This window comes from Halorubrum sp. SD41 (assembly GCF_058630335.1).
Genome location: NZ_JBZVGZ010000002.1, coordinates 128,978 through 143,055 on the forward strand (window position 1 = coordinate 128,978; position 14,078 = coordinate 143,055).

At 71.5% G+C, this 14,078-nt stretch carries 11 protein-coding genes and 1 tRNA gene; 4 read left to right on the top strand and 8 right to left on the bottom strand.

Going from position 1 to position 14,078, the window contains the following annotated elements; genetic code table 11:
* Positions 1 to 32: 32 nt before the first annotated feature.
* Together AC4NMM_RS01380 and AC4NMM_RS01385 are read right to left on the bottom strand one after the other, a co-directional pair.
* On the bottom strand, positions 33 to 1,091 hold the full coding sequence (locus tag AC4NMM_RS01380) for a M42 family metallopeptidase (RefSeq protein ID WP_491923340.1): 1,059 nt from the start codon (positions 1,089 to 1,091) through the stop codon (positions 33 to 35).
* A 554-nt stretch (positions 1,092 to 1,645) separates the two neighbouring features.
* A complete protein-coding gene (locus AC4NMM_RS01385; RefSeq protein WP_096393510.1) occupies positions 1,646 to 2,245 on the bottom strand; it encodes an NUDIX hydrolase in 600 nt (199 codons plus the stop codon).
* A gap of 139 nt (positions 2,246 to 2,384) precedes the next feature.
* Here AC4NMM_RS01385 and proS point away from each other — a divergent pair, with 139 nt between their 5' ends.
* From proS to AC4NMM_RS01400, 3 genes are all read left to right on the top strand, one after another.
* Positions 2,385 to 3,860 (top strand): proline--tRNA ligase, encoded by a 1,476-nt coding sequence (proS, locus tag AC4NMM_RS01390; RefSeq protein ID WP_491923341.1) that lies wholly within the window; start codon positions 2,385 to 2,387, stop codon positions 3,858 to 3,860.
* Positions 3,861 to 3,954: 94 nt separating this feature from the next.
* On the top strand, positions 3,955 to 5,070 hold the full coding sequence (locus AC4NMM_RS01395; RefSeq protein ID WP_096393508.1) for a hypothetical protein: 1,116 nt from the start codon (positions 3,955 to 3,957) through the stop codon (positions 5,068 to 5,070).
* A gap of 108 nt (positions 5,071 to 5,178) precedes the next feature.
* Positions 5,179 to 6,423 carry a helix-turn-helix transcriptional regulator gene (locus tag AC4NMM_RS01400; protein WP_491923342.1) on the top strand — a complete coding sequence of 415 codons (1,245 nt, stop codon included), beginning with the start codon at positions 5,179 to 5,181 and terminating at the stop codon, positions 6,421 to 6,423.
* A gap of 57 nt (positions 6,424 to 6,480) precedes the next feature.
* Here the strand turns inward: AC4NMM_RS01400 and AC4NMM_RS01405 are convergent, their stop codons facing one another.
* The 5 genes from AC4NMM_RS01405 to btuC all read right to left on the bottom strand — a co-directional run bounded on the left by AC4NMM_RS01405 (position 6,481) and on the right by btuC (position 11,140).
* Positions 6,481 to 6,612 carry a rubrerythrin-like domain-containing protein gene (locus AC4NMM_RS01405; protein WP_157745921.1) on the bottom strand — a complete coding sequence of 44 codons (132 nt, stop codon included), beginning with the start codon at positions 6,610 to 6,612 and terminating at the stop codon, positions 6,481 to 6,483.
* 371 nt (positions 6,613 to 6,983) lie between these two features.
* A tRNA-Thr gene (locus tag AC4NMM_RS01410) sits at positions 6,984 to 7,056 on the bottom strand.
* Between the two features lie 553 nt (positions 7,057 to 7,609).
* The gene (locus AC4NMM_RS01415; RefSeq protein WP_491923343.1) at positions 7,610 to 8,605 is read right to left on the bottom strand and encodes a class I SAM-dependent methyltransferase; all 996 of its coding nucleotides are present in this window, start codon (positions 8,603 to 8,605) and stop codon (positions 7,610 to 7,612) included.
* Between the two features lie 64 nt (positions 8,606 to 8,669).
* Positions 8,670 to 9,929 carry an ATP-binding cassette domain-containing protein gene (locus AC4NMM_RS01420; RefSeq protein WP_096396120.1) on the bottom strand — a complete coding sequence of 420 codons (1,260 nt, stop codon included), beginning with the start codon at positions 9,927 to 9,929 and terminating at the stop codon, positions 8,670 to 8,672.
* Positions 9,930 to 9,973: 44 nt separating this feature from the next.
* Positions 9,974 to 11,140 (bottom strand): vitamin B12 ABC transporter permease BtuC, encoded by a 1,167-nt coding sequence (gene btuC, locus AC4NMM_RS01425; protein WP_096393505.1) that lies wholly within the window; start codon positions 11,138 to 11,140, stop codon positions 9,974 to 9,976.
* Positions 11,141 to 11,202: 62 nt separating this feature from the next.
* On the opposite strand from btuC, the gene AC4NMM_RS01430 reads away from it, so the two are divergent.
* Positions 11,203 to 12,474 carry a PGF-CTERM-anchored ABC transporter substrate-binding protein gene (locus AC4NMM_RS01430; protein WP_491923344.1) on the top strand — a complete coding sequence of 424 codons (1,272 nt, stop codon included), beginning with the start codon at positions 11,203 to 11,205 and terminating at the stop codon, positions 12,472 to 12,474.
* 48 nt (positions 12,475 to 12,522) lie between these two features.
* Here AC4NMM_RS01430 and AC4NMM_RS01435 read toward each other — a convergent pair whose 3' ends face one another.
* The gene (locus tag AC4NMM_RS01435) at positions 12,523 to 13,770 is read right to left on the bottom strand and encodes a pyridoxal-phosphate dependent enzyme (protein WP_491923345.1); all 1,248 of its coding nucleotides are present in this window, start codon (positions 13,768 to 13,770) and stop codon (positions 12,523 to 12,525) included.
* Positions 13,771 to 14,078 lie beyond the last annotated feature (308 nt).

Sequence of the window (14,078 nt, forward strand, 5' to 3'; positions counted from 1 at the left end):
TCTCGGACACGGCGGGGCGACGGAGTACCCGTTCAGAGCGTGTAGTCGTGCTCGCCTGTCTCCGACTCCAAGAAGGCCGTCAGCAGGTCGATCGTCGCCTCGACGTCGCCCGCGTCGGCGGTCTCGGTGACCGTGTGGAGGTACCGGGTCGGGATCGAGATGGCCCCGACGGGCTTCGCGCCCGCCGTGTGCTGGAACCCCGCGGTGTCGGTGCCCCCCGCGGGCAACACCTCGTGCTGGTGGTCGATCGCTTCCTCCTCGGCGACCTCGGTGAGCCGACGGTGAACCTTCGGGCTGGTGATCACCGAGGAGTCCTTCAGCTTCACGGCGGTCCCCTCGCCGAGCTCGGTGACGGCGTCGGCCGGGTCGCCGATCTGGGGCACGTCGTTGGCGACGGTGACGTCTAAGGCGACCGCGAGGTCCGGGTCGACGTCGACGCCGAGCGCCCGCGCGCCGCGGAGCCCGACCTCCTCTTGGACGGTCGCGGCGAAGTGGATCGTCACCTCAGGATCCTCGATCCGGCGGGCGGCCTCCAGGGCCGCGAACAGGCAGATCCGGTCGTCGAGCGCCTTCCCCGTGACCCGGTCGCCCATGCGCGTCGTCGTCTGGTCGAGGGTGACGAGGTCGCCGACGCTCACCAACTCCTCGACCGCCTCGGCGTCGCGGCCGAGGTCGATGAAGACGTCTTTCACCTCGTCCTCGGCCTCCTGCTGCTCCTCCGTGAGCGTGTGCGGCGGGACGGATCCGATGACGCCCGTGAGGTCCTCGTCGCCGTGGACGGTGACGCGCTGCGCGCGCAGCACACGGGCGTCGAACCCGCCGAGCGGGTCGACCTGGACGAACCCCTCGTCGGTGACGTGGCGGACCATGAACCCGATCTCGTCCATGTGGGCGGCGACGGCGACCGAGTAGTCCGAGTCGCCCTCGACCGTGCCGACGACGTTGCCCATCGCGTCGCTCCGGACGCGGTCGACGCTCTCGGCGAACTCGCGGCGGACGATCTCGCGGACGTCGTCCTCGTAGCCGGGGACGCCGCGGGCCTCGGTCAGCTCTCGGAGCAGGTCGAAGTCGAAGTCGAACTCGCGTGGCATACCACCGAGTGACCGCGCCAGCGACAAAGGTCCGCAGGATCCGGCACGACCGTCGGCCTTCGCCGAACCGCGAGCGATCCGATATTTAAATAGCCGAGAACGGTGACGAGCATCGCTTATAAATCACAGCGGTGGCGCGTGCCTGCGAGCGGCCGGAGCGAAGCGGAGGCCGCGAGGAGCACGCGCGAGGGAGTCGGCCGACCGAAGGGAGGCCGACGAGGTTGGGGAGGCGTGAGGTGCTGTGCGGTGCCGTGCGGGTGGGACTCAAAGGGGCAGGCGCGAGGACGGCGCAGGCGACGCAAGCACTGGAGGGAGTGAGCGAAGCGAACGACCGAAGCGCGCAGCGAGCGTGCGCCGTCCTCGCGGCTGGGGCTTTGGCGGTGTTCGTGATCGATCCGTACGTAGCAGTTTATAAGCGAGCGGCTGGGGCTTTGGCGGTGTTCGCCGCCGTCCCACTGTTAGCCATTTATAAGGGAGCGGCTGAGAGTTTGGCACTGCTCGCCGCCGATCTACTGCCAGTTATTTATAAGAGAACGACCCACGGGATATACAACTCAGATCGGCAGCTCGGCGTCCGCGCCGACCACGCGGTCCGGTTCGGCGGGCGCGCGCCAGTCGGTCGTCCGCTCCAGCAGCTGGACGACCATCCGGCCCGTCACGCCCCAGACGGTGTAGCCGCCGACGTGGAAGTAGTGGACGCGGTGGTCGCCGTACTCCGGGTGGTCGACGCGGCGCTCCGACTCGTAGTTCGCGGGATCGGTGAGCGCGTCGACGGCGAGGATCGCCACCTCCGCGACCTCCGACTCGTCCGGGACGTACTCGCGGTCGGGCGCGACGCCGACGAACGGGCGGACCGCGTACTTGCTCGACGTGCGCGTGTCGTCGAGCCGGCCGACCACGTCGACCTCCGTCGGGCGCATGCCGACCTCCTCGTCGGCCTCGCGTAACGCGGTGTCCGTCAGCGTTCGGTCGATCGGCTCGCGGCCGCCGCCGGGGAAGCTCATCTGTCCGGGGTGTTCGCCGAGGTGCGCGGCGCGCTTGGTGAACAGCAGGTGGGCCTCGCCGTCGCGCGCGATCACCGGCGCCAGCACCGCGGCCTCCCGCCGGCCGGCGAGCGACTGCGGCGCGTGTCGGCGCAGCCCCGACAGGTCCATGGCCGAGTTTGGCGACGCGAGGCGGTTAACGTTTCCGCGGATTCCGTCGGTGCGGGACGTGAACGCTCGACGGTGATTCGGGGCGCCGCGGCGCTCGGGTTCGGACCTTTTAAGCCCGCGACACCCGCTTTCGAGAGTAATGAGCGACGACGACCAGGAACTCGGGATCACCGAGTCCAAGACGCACAACACCGGCGAGTGGTACGCCGAGGTCGTACAGAAGGCGGGCCTCGCAGACTACGGACCCGAGGGGATGAGCGGCTTCATCGTCACCCGTCCGCGAGCGTACGCGGTCTGGGAGCGCCTTCAGGGGTTCCTCGACGCGAAGTTCAAGGACACCGGCGTCCAGAACGCCTACTTCCCCCTCTTCATCCCCGAGTCGTACCTCGAACGAGAGAAGGACATCGTCGAGGGGTTCGACCCCGAGGTCGCGTGGGTCGACGAGGCGGGCAACAAGGAGCTCGAAGAGCGGCTCGCGGTCAGGCCCACCTCCGAGTCGATCATCACGCCGTACGTCTCGCAGTGGGTCCGGAGCCACCGCGACCTCCCGCTGCGCGTGAACCAGTGGTGCTCCGTCGTCCGGTGGGAGGCGACCGAGACGAAGCCGTTCTTCCGCACGAAGGAGTTCCTCTGGCAGGAGGGCCACACCGCGCACGCGACGAGCGAGGACGCCTGGGAGGAGACGATGACGCGGCTCGACCAGTACGAGTCCGTCTACGAGGACCTGCTCGCGCTGCCGGTCCTGAAGGGACAGAAACCGGACCACGACAAGTTCCCCGGCGCGGACACGACGACGACCGTCGAGGCGCTGATGCCCGACGGGAAGTCGGTCCAGGCGGGCACCTCCCACCACCTCGGCCAGTCGTTCGCGGAGGCGTTCGACATCACCTACTCCGACGAGGACGAAGAGGAGCGGACCGCCCACACCACCTCGTGGGGCCTCTCGTGGCGCGCGCTGGGCGCGCTGATCATGACTCACTCCGACGAGCAGGGGCTCGTCTTGCCTCACACCGTCGCGCCCACGCAGGTCGTCGTCGTCCCCATCTGGCAGGAGGACACGAAAGACGACGTGCTCGACTACGCCGAGGGCGTGGTCGAGGACCTCGACGCCGACGGGATCCGCGTCGAGCTCGACGACCGCGACGAGCGCAATCCCGGCTTCAAGTTCAACGAACACGAGCTGAACGGGATCCCGCTCCGAATCGAGATCGGCCCCCACGAGGTGGACGACGAGGAGCTGACGCTCGTCCACCGCCCCGACGGGGAGAGCGTCACGGTCGACCGCGACGGCGTCGCCGACACGGTCCGCGACGAGTTCGACGAGATCTACGCCAAGCTGTACGCGACCGCCGAGGAGACGCTCGACGAGGGCGTGCGCGAGGCCGACGACCGCGCCGATATCCTCGGCACGCTCGGCCAGCACGGCGGCTACGTGAAGGCGCCGTGGTGCGGCGACGAGGCCTGCGAGGAGCCGATCAAGGAGCCGCTGGCCGCCGAGATCGTGATGGTCCCGTTCGAGGACGAGGACCCCCTCGCCGACGGGGACCACGGCGAGACCTGCGCGATGTGCGACGAGGCCGCCGAGCGGACCGCCTACTTCGCGAAGACGTACTGACCCCCGACGCCCCGTCACGTCGTGCGATTAATCCGCGTTGATCCGGCTTAACGGAGTTTCGGGTATATAGGGACGGAGTGCGGACACGCAGGTAATGAATCGATGGATTGCAAGCCTCGTCGTCGCGGCCGTCGCCGCGGTGGTGATCGCGGGGGCCGCCGCCGCCGCGCCGGCGGGAGTGGTGACCGCACAGACCGACGCGCCCAACGGGAGCGGTGCGAACTCGGGCGCCGCGAACGAGACGCTCGACCTCAGCCCCGGCGAGCGGCTCGCCGGGGTCGTCGGCGTCCAGGGCGCCGAGATCGAGGGCGAGGTCGAGTCGCGGGCGTTCGAGGTCGCGCTTCGACGGTCCGAGACCAACGAGAGCCGCGCCGCCGTCGTGGCGGAGCGGCTGAACCGGACCGAAGAGCGGCTCGCGGAACTCGAAGCGCGACAGCAGGAACTGCGCGAGCGCCGCGCGGCCGGCGAGTTGAGTCAGGGGGAGTACGCCGCGCGGATGGCGACGACGACCGCCCGGATCGAGACGCTCTCCCGGACGCTGAACCGGAGCGCGAGGGCGGCCGCCGAACTCCCGGCCGCCGTCCGCAATGAGACGGGCGTCGACGAGGAGCGGCTGGCGACGCTGCGCGAGCGCGCGAACGAGCTCAGCGGCCCCGAGGTCGCCGCCATCGCCCGCGGCGTGGCCGGCGAGGGCGTCGGGGGGCCGGTCGGTCCGGAACGCCGGGGGCCGCCCGAGAACGGGACCGAACGCGGCCCGCCCGGCGACGCGGGGCCGCCCGGCGAGGGATCGCGCGGTGGCGGTCCGGGAGACGGATTCGGGGGAGCGCCGGGAGCGTCGAACGGATCGATCGGACCACCGGGAGCGGACCCGGGAAACGGGTCGCTCGGTGGTTCCGATAACGGGTCCGCCGGACCGCCGGGTGCGGGGAGCGTGAACGGGCCGGAGACTGGTGACGTGAACCGGTCGAATCCGTTTACCCCGCCGGCGTCCGGGAACGCCACTGACAACGGATCCGGCAACGCGTCGACCGGCCCGCCTGTCGACTCCGGAACCGGGTCCGAGAGCGACGGCGGTCCGAGCGGAGCCGGTCCGAGCGACGGCGGTCCCGACGGGAACGATTCGACCGACGACGCGGACGCCCCGACGCCCGACGGTGCGGCGGGCGCTCCGGCGACGGTCGCCGGGAGTCTCTCGCGCATCGCTGCGTGATCCGCGCCGCGCCGTGAGCGCCGCTCCCGACGCGAGCCGACCCGCGCCCGCGGGCCGATCCCGTCCCGGATGGGAAGGAATTTACCGGCCGTCCGTGTGAATCAGTCTGTGCAGCGAGCGCCGATCTTCCTCGCCGTTCTCGCCCTCCTCGGAGCCGTCGGTCTCGCGCTCGGCGCAGGCGGCGCGGGCGCGGTCCCGTTCGAGGGCGGCTTCGCCCAGATGGACGTCGAACCGGACGACGTGTCGCTGGAGGTCGCCGTCCAGCCCGACGGCGACGCGGAGTGGACCGTCGAGTACCGGATCCGCCTCGCGACCGACGAAGAGGAGCGGGCGTTCGAACAGCTCCGCGCGGACGTGGCGAACGACACGGAGGCGTACACGACCCGATTCCGCGACCGGATGGCCTCGACCGCCGAGACCGCCGAGTCGGCGACGGGCCGCAACATGACGATCTCGAACGCGACCGTCACCGCCGAGCGGCGCGAACTCCCGCAGGCGTACGGCGTGTTGACCTACCGGTTCGAGTGGACGAACTTCGCCGCCGTCGACGGCGACCGGCTGCGCGTCGGCGACGCGGTCGACGGGCTGTTCTTAGACGACTCCTCGTCGCTCATCGTCTCGTGGCCGGAGGGGTACCGCCTCGCGGAGACGACGCCGGATCCCAGCGAGGTGCGCGAGCGGTCCGTCGTCTGGAACGGGCCGGTCGACTTCTCGGCCGGCCAGCCGCGGATCTCGGTCGCGCCCGCGGGGCCGCTCTCCGGGTTCCCGGCGGCCGGACTCGTCGCGCTCTTCGCCGTCCTCGTCGTCGCCGGCGGCGCCGTCGTTTACCGTCGGCGGGACGACGGGGACGGCGAGGAAGCGGGAGTCGCCGCGGGCGGTGGCGGAGACCCCGCGACCGAGAGCGACGCGACCGCGGAGGCGGCGGGCGCTGCGGGCGCTGCGGGCGCCGGCGCGGCCGCGAGCGACGGGCCGGAGTCCGACGGCGACGACGCGAACGCCGCCGGCGAATCGGAGAGCGGGTCGGACGAGGCGGCGCCCGTCGACAGCGACCTGTTGAGCAACGAGGAGCAGGTGCTTCGGCTGATCGAGTCGGAGGGCGGGCGGATGAAACAGAAGCAGGTGGCCGAGGAGTTAGACTGGACCGCCGCGAAGACGAGTCAGGTGGTGACGGGGCTGCGCGACGAGGGCGACCTCGACGGCTTCCGACTGGGCCGCGAGAACGTCCTCTCGCTGCCCGACTACGACCCCGAGGCGGACGCGGGCGAGGACGGCGACGGAGGCGACGACGAGAACGGCGACGGGGAGAGCGGCGGGACGAGCGAGAGCGACGAGCGCGACGCTAGCAACGACTGACCGGACCGACGGCGGTCCGCGGCCGATTCTGTTCGATCCGATTCTGTTCGACCCGACTCACAGGTCCCGGGAGCGGCCGATGTGGAGCAGTTCACCCCCGCACTCGCACTCGCCGGGCGAGCCGGTCCGCCGACCGCATTCGAAACACTCGTACACTTCTTCTCCGTCGCAGTCGTATTTTGGTCGCATATTAACCGATATGCGTCCGTGGCAGATAATCACACGCCTAATATTGTTTGGATAATATAAACTGCTTCGCGCGAGGAGGTGACCGAACGATCGGAATTGGTCGATCGAGGGGACGAAAGTAGCGACAACGCGGCGGGCAAGGCTCTCCGGTTCGCGGCGTTCGGTCAGAAGAGCCGGAGGGATTGTGAACAACGTCCGAACTCGCTCGCACTCGTCCGGCCTCGTTCAAATCCCGCTTTGGCTTCCGCTGCTCACGTTGTTCGCAGCAGGAAGCCGGAGGGGGATTGTGAACCACGGTCGTTCCGCTTCGCTTCACTCCCTGATTCAAATCCCTCCCGCGGCTCTTCGATCCCACTTCGTTCCGTTAGAAGAGCCGGAGGGGGGATTTGAACCCCCGACCTATTCCTTACGAAGGAATCGCTCTGCCAGCTGAGCTACTCCGGCACGCATACTTCGTTTCCCGGACGGAAAAATAAGGGTTCCGAAACGGGGACGGAGCGGCGATCCGACGGGCCGAGTCGCGCACCGAAGCCGGCGAATTATTCCGGTACTAACCGGACGTGCGTCGTGAATACACTCGATTTCTATTCAGATACGCACAAGAAATCGGAACACAATACAGGTGTATAAGGAAAAAGACTAAATACGTGTTCGGACTTCAATCTGAGTGTGATAACACCGCCCGCGCGCCGAGACGGCGGGGATCGAATCCCCCGGCGGTGCGTGCCCGGTCGAAGCCCGTACCGGGCGGCGATAGCCTCGCCGGTCGTCACCCCCACGACGACCCGGCGCGGCCGTCATCCCCATCAGCGTTCCGTCGCGGCTACCGTGTGAAACGCGTCTCCGACGCGCCAAGCGCAGAATCGCCTCTGGTCCGAGACCGCCGCCGCGACCGCTTGTCATGTGACGGGCCCCGGCCGCGCCGTCCCCGACCCCCCTCGGGGCGGCGCGGCGTTCTCGCTGTCTCGACCGCTCCTCGCGAGCGACGCGCCCGGAATCAGTCCTCGACGCGCGTTAGGCGCACGTCGAGACAGACGTTGTACTCGTGGGGGGCGTACGACCGGACGACGCGCTCGGTCTCGACCTCGACCGCGTAGTCATCGCCGGCGGCCGCCTCGATCGCGCGCCGCCCCGGCCCGAACGGGTCGTCCTCGTGTTGGATGTCGTAGTAGTGAATCACGCAGTCGTCGCCCGCGAGCGCGACGGCGGTTTCCAAGAACTCCTCGGCGGAGTGCGGGAGGTTCATCACGAGGCGGTCGGCCGTGTCGGCGTACTCGTCGGCGAGCTCGCGGGCGTCCCCCGCGACCGCGGTCACCCGCTCCGCGACGCCGTTGCGCTCGGCGTTCTCGCGGAGGTACTCGACGGCGCGCTCGTTGAGGTCGCAGGCGACCACGTCGGCGCCGCGAGAGGCCATCGGGACCGCGTACGGCCCCACGCCGGCGAACATGTCGACCGCCGACTCCCCGGGTTCGACCCCCTCGACCACGCGGTGGCGCTCGGTCGCGAGCCGCGGCGAGAAGTACACGTCGGCGACGTCCAGCAGGAACTCGTGGCCGTACTCGCGGTGGACGGTCTCGGTACCGTTCCCGGCGAGCACGTCCCACCGGCGGACCCGCAGTTCGCCCTCGATCGGCGACGCGCGGTTGAGGACGGTGTCGCAGGGGAGATCGGCGGCCATCACGGCGTCGGCGATCTCGCGGGCGCGCTCGTCGTCGTCCTCGTCGATTATGACGATGTCGCCCAGCCGCTCCAGGGAGGGCTCGTAGCCGAGGATCTCCGCGGGCGTCGTCGGGCGGTCCCGCGCCGCGGCGTCGCGCTCGACGATCCGGTCCGCGAGGTCGGCGGGCACTCGGTCGCGGGCGGAGACGGGGATGTAGATCGTGTCGTCCTCGACCGCGATCTGATGGTCGCCGTCGAGGGCGTCGGCGTCGGCGAGCCGGCTCCGGACGCTCTCGCCGCGCTCGCGGTCGACGGCGACGCAGGGAACGCTCATCGTCGGAGGGACGCGGGCGAGCGAATAAACGGTGACGCTTCGCGGGCGGCGGGAGGGCGAGAACTCACTCGCCGTCCGCGGTCGCGGCCGCGACAGCGTCGAGTAGTTCCCCCCCGCCGACGTCGGCCGAGACCGGAACGACTCGGTCCGCGGCCGCGGCCACCTCGGCGTTCGGACCGTCAGCGGTCGGGCCGTCCGCGGTCGGGCCGTCCGCCCCGTCGCCCGAGCGCTCGGTCCCGACCGCGAGCGTCGCGTCCGCGTCGGCCGCGAGCTCGCGTGCCGCCGCGAGCGTCGCCTCGGAGGGCGCCTCGAACGGCGGGGCCGTCACGGCGGTCGCTCCCGCGTCAGCGGCGGCGCCCGCGGCCGCGTCGCCCGGGGGGACCACGCCGACCGACGGCTCGTGGCCCGCGGCGGCCAACCGGGCGACGACGCGCGCGGTCGGCCGGCCCGTGCCGATCACGTGGACGCGGCGGGGCTCGACGTCGCTGTGCGGGAACGCAGTCACCGCCGGCGTCCCCGTCGCCGGGTCGCGGCCGACGAACGCCTCCGCGTCGAAGGCCGCGCCGACGGTCGAGGCGGACAGCACCGACTCGGGGGGGCCGGCGGCCCGGACGCCGCCGTTCGCGAGGACGACGACCTCGTCGCAGTAGCGTGCGGCGGCGTCGAGGTCGTGGATCGCGGCGATCGCGCCCCGGTCGCCGTCGTCGACGAACTCGCGGACCAGTTCGAGCGTCTCGACCGCGTGGTTCACGTCGAGGCTCGCGGTCGGCTCGTCGAGGAGGAGGAGCGGGGCCGCCTGCGCTAAGGCCCGGGCGAGCAGCACGCGCTGGCGCTCGCCCCCGGAGACCTCGGTGATAGACCGGTCCGCGAAGCGCTCGACGTCGGCCGCGGCCATCGCGGCGTCGACCGCGGCGTCGTCCTCGACGCCGTGCGCGTCGAAGCGACCGAGGTGCGGCGTCCGGCCCATCTCGACGACGTGGCGCACGCGGAAGTCGAACGCGAGGTTCGTCGCCTGCGGGACGCTCGCGACGCGCCGGCCCACCTGCTTGGCCGACAGCGACGCGGCCGGGTCGCCGCCGATCTCGACGGTCCCCGCGTCCGGCTCGACCGCGCCGGTCACCGCGCGCAGCACAGTGGTCTTGCCGGCGCCGTTGGGGCCGACGAGGCCGACGAGCGAGCCGGGCTCGACCCGGAGGTCGACGCCGGAGACGACGTCGAGGTCGCCGAACGAGACGGCCACGTCAGCGGCCGACAGGAGCGGCGCGTCGCCGAACGAGAGCGCCGTGTCGGGGAGCGACGCCGGGCCGTTCGCGGCCGACCGCACGTCGTCGTCGGGGGACTCCCGGACCTCCTCGGGGCGGTCGGCGCTCACAGTTCCGTCACCTCTCGGGTCACGAGCAGGTAGACGAAGAAGGGCGCGCCGACCGCGGCGGTGATGATCCCGACCGGGTACTCCGCGGGCGCGGAGCGTGCGACCGTGTCGGCCGCGACGAGGAAGGTACCGCCGGCGAGCGCTGCCGACGGGAGCAGCACCCGGTGATCCGGGCCGACGACGAGCCGGAGCATGTGCGGGATGATGAGCCCGACGAACCCGATCACGCCGGCGAACGCGACGCCGGCGGCCGTGACGAGCGCCGAGGCAGCGAGCAGCACGCGCTTCGTGCGCTCCACGGCGATACCGAGCCCGCGCGCCTCCTCCTCGCCGAGCAGGAGGACGTTGAGGTCGCGGGCGTACGCGAGCAGCACGAGAAAGAGCGGCGGCACGACGGCGGCGGTGACGGCGACTTCGCTCCACGCGGCGCCCGAGAGGTGGCCCATCAGCCACGCGACGATCTGTCGGAGCGACTCGCCGGCCTGCAGCTGGAGGTACGAGACGACCGCGCCGAGGAACGTCTGGACCGCGACACCGGCCAAGAGGAGGGTCGCGACTGGGGTCCGACCGCCTCGCGTCGCGATCGCGTACACGCTGAAGGCGGCGACGAGCGCGCCGACGAACGCGAAGAGGCTGGTCCCGGTACCCCGCGAGAGCGCGACCTCGACGGGGCCGACGAGGGGGAGCGCGACGGTCGTCGAGAGCGCGACGGGGAAGACGATGAACGCGACCGCGCCGACCGCCGCCCCCGAGGAGACGCCGATGATCGACGGGTCCGCCATCGGGTTGCGGAAGAACCCCTGCATCACCGTGCCGGCGGCCGCGAGCGCGAAGCCGACGAGCGCGGCGAGCAGGATCCGCGGGAGCCGCACGCCCACGACGATCTGCTGGTGGACGGAGTCGACGGGATACGCGAACGGCGAGGCGAACGCGAGGTCGACGCCCGGGATCGTGAGGGGGCCGACGCCGGGTATCGGCAGCGGGCCGACGCCGCCCGCGCTCGTCTCGATCCCCGCCGGTACCGCGAGCGCGTTCAACACCGACTTCAGCACGGTCTCCGGCGGGATTCGAACCGGTCCGATCGCGGCGCTGCCGACGACGACGACCGCGAGCAGCGCGGCTCCCGCCGCCGACCACGCCGCCGACCGCACCCAGGGTCGCATGCGTACTCCAACACAACTTGTAGTAGGTAAATACTTATTGGACGAGGCCGGTCGTCGATCCGATGCGAAACAGCTTCGCGATCGCGATGGCCGTGCTTGTGACGACCGCCCTGATCGGCGGCGTCGCCGGGACGGTCGCGGGCGCACAGCCGACGATATCGACTGACGGACCGACTGCGAGCGCGCAGCCGACGGCGGGCGCGGGGGGGTCGGTCGGCGCCGCGGGCGCGACGGGGACCGGCCTCGCACAGACCGACGGCGCCTGCGGGTTCCCGTTCAGCGCGACCGACGCCACCGGCGAGACGGTGACGCTGGAGGAGCGTCCCGAGCGGATCACGACGATCAACCCGTCGGCCGCGCAGACGCTGTGGGAGCTCGGCGAGCAGGACCGCGTCGTCGGCGTGAGCCAGTTCGCCTTCTACCTCGACGGCGCCGAGGAGCGCGCGAACGTCTCCGCCGAGTTCGGCGCGAGCGTCGAGCGCGTCGTCGCCACCGAGCCCGACCTCGTGCTGGCGCCGAACGCCTCGGCGGCAGACGTCGAGCCGCTCCGCGAGCAGGGGCTGACCGTGTACCACTTCCCGGCGGCGACGGACGTCGAGGACATCGCCGAGAAGACGGAGACGATCGGCCGGCTCGTCGGCGCGTGCGACGCCGCCGCGGAGACCAACGAGGAGATGTACGACGCGGTCGACGCCGCCGAGGAGCGGACGGCCGACGTCGACCGCCCGGCCGCGCTGTACCCGCTCGGCGGCGGCTACGTCGCGGCGAACAACACCTTCATCGACGCGATCATGAACGTCGGCGGGACCGAGAACGTCGCCGCCGACGTCGGCTCGGGGTACCCGCAGCTCTCCGACGAGGTGATCCTGGAGACGGACCCCGAGCTGATCTTAGTCACCGACTCCGAGGCCGCCATCCTCGAGCAGGAGCCGTACGCCAGCACGACCGCGGGCGTCGAGGACAGCTACGTCGTGATGAACACGAACTACCTCAACCAGCCGGCGCCGCGCAGCGTGATCGAGTCCACGACGACGCTGTCGAACGCGGTGGTCGAACTCCGGAGCGAGGGCAGCGAGTCGACCGACGGCTCGACCGACGGAGACTCCTCGGCGGACGGCGACTCGTCGGGCGACGGTGACGCGTCCGACGGCTCGGACGACGGCTCGTCGACCGACGGCGAGGACGGGAACGAGACGGAGCTGACGGCCGCGGACGGGAACGAGAGCGACGGCGACGGAAGCGACGGGAACACGGGCGCGGAGTCGCCCGGCTTCGGCGTCGTCGCGGCCGCGCTCGCGCTGCTCGGGACCGGGCTGCTCGCGCGGCGAGACTGAGTCGAACCCGTCGCGGATTCGACACCGGCCCGGATCGGCGGTTTCCTTTTAAATACCCTGGCCCATCAGGTGGCTGCGCAGGATGTCCGGCGTCTTCAGGCCGGCGTCGCTGTTGAGCAGGACGACGGTCTCGTCGCCGTCGAAGAAGTCCTCCTCGGCGAGCGCCCACGCGCCGGCGGGGGCCGCGCCGCCCGCCGCGCCAACCTCGACGACCTCGTTCTGTGCGACGGCGACCGCGCTCGCCAAGATGTCGTCGTCGTCGACGCCGACGGCGGTCCCGCCGCTCTCCGTGACCGCCTCGACGGCCGCGGCGCCGCCCGCGGGGTCGGGGATCTCCAGTTCGCCGCAGATCGTGTCGGGCGTCCCCCACGGCTCGGGCTCGTCGAGGCCGCGCTCGACCGCGGCCGCGATCGGAGCGCAGCCCGACGCCTGCGCGGCGACGACCCTCGGCGTGCCGTCGATCGCGCCGACCCGCTCCAACTCCGAGAACCCTTTATAAATGCCGGCGACGACCTCGCCGGAGCCGGTCGGGACCACGACGACGTCCGGCGCGTCGCCGAGGTCGGCGACGAGCTCGAACGCGACCGTCTTCGCGCCCTCGTGGCGGTACGGCGTCGCGAACTCGGCGAGGTCGGTGTAGTCGGTCTCCAGCTGCTCGTCGACCGCCGCGGCCGCGTCCGGGAAGCGCCCGCCGACCACGCGCATCTCGCCGCCGTGGACGTTCGTCATCGACTTGTTCGAGAACGCGCAGCGCGAGGGGACGAACGCGTACGAGCGCAGGTCCGCGCGGCCCGCGTACGCCGCCATCGACTGCCCGGCGTTGCCCGGGCTGGCGCAGACGAGCGGCTCGACGTCGGCCCCGGTCGCCGCCCGCTTCGCCGTCGCGGTCACCGCCACCGAGAGACCGCGGTCGAGGACGGTCCCGGTCGGGTTCCGGCCCTCGTCTTTGACGTACACCGCGTCGACGTCGAGCTCCTCGGCGAGCCGCTCGGTAGACACGAGCGGCGTGGCGCCCTCGCCAGCGGTGAGCGCGTCATCGGCCGGGAAGGGGAGCAGCGCGTCGAACCGCCAGTGCCCCCGAGCGGTCGCGGGCGCGGTCCGGGCGTCGCCGCTCCCCCCGCGCGCGGCGGGGTCGAACAGGTCGTCCGGCTCGACCGCGTCGTAGTCGTACACCGGGTCGAGGCCGCGCGCCCGCTCGTCGTCGTCGATCGCCGCCGCGTCGGCGGTCTCGTGGACGCGCCCCGACGCCCGACTTTTTAAACCCCGAAACGCCGGCGTGGTCTCGAAATCAGCCATACCGAACGTTGCGGCGGCGGCGACTAATCGCTTCGCACTCCGGGACGGGCCGCCGGCGGACTGACACCACGACAACGCGGTGGCGCGTGCCGACGAGCGCCCGGAAGGCGCGATGTCGCACGCGCGAGGGAGTCGGCCGACCGGAGGGAGGCCGACGAGGCTGGGGAGGCGTGAGGCTGCGGTGCTGTGCGGGGCGGGGCTCGAAGGGGCAGCCGCGAGGCGGGCGCACGCTCGCTGCGCGCTTCAGTCGCTCACTTCGTTCGCTCCTTCCAGTGCTTGCGTCGCCTGCGCCCGCCTCGCGGCTGGGG

Excerpts from the sequence above, each read along its gene's own strand:
- AC4NMM_RS01385 (WP_096393510.1), bottom strand. The coding sequence starts at position 2,245 with ATGGACCTGTCGGGGCTGCGCCGACACGCGCCGCAGTCGCTCGCCGGC.
- AC4NMM_RS01395 (WP_096393508.1), top strand. The coding sequence starts at position 3,955 with ATGAATCGATGGATTGCAAGCCTCGTCGTCGCGGCCGTCGCCGCGGTG.
- btuC (WP_096393505.1), bottom strand. The coding sequence starts at position 11,140 with ATGCGACCCTGGGTGCGGTCGGCGGCGTGGTCGGCGGCGGGAGCCGCG.
- AC4NMM_RS01415 (WP_491923343.1), bottom strand. The coding sequence starts at position 8,605 with ATGAGCGTTCCCTGCGTCGCCGTCGACCGCGAGCGCGGCGAGAGCGTC.
- AC4NMM_RS01435 (WP_491923345.1), bottom strand. The coding sequence starts at position 13,770 with ATGGCTGATTTCGAGACCACGCCGGCGTTTCGGGGTTTAAAAAGTCGG.
- AC4NMM_RS01405 (WP_157745921.1), bottom strand. The coding sequence starts at position 6,612 with ATGCGACCAAAATACGACTGCGACGGAGAAGAAGTGTACGAGTGTTTC.
- AC4NMM_RS01380 (WP_491923340.1), bottom strand. The coding sequence starts at position 1,091 with ATGCCACGCGAGTTCGACTTCGACTTCGACCTGCTCCGAGAGCTGACC.
- proS (WP_491923341.1), top strand. The coding sequence starts at position 2,385 with ATGAGCGACGACGACCAGGAACTCGGGATCACCGAGTCCAAGACGCAC.
- AC4NMM_RS01430 (WP_491923344.1), top strand. The coding sequence starts at position 11,203 with ATGCGAAACAGCTTCGCGATCGCGATGGCCGTGCTTGTGACGACCGCC.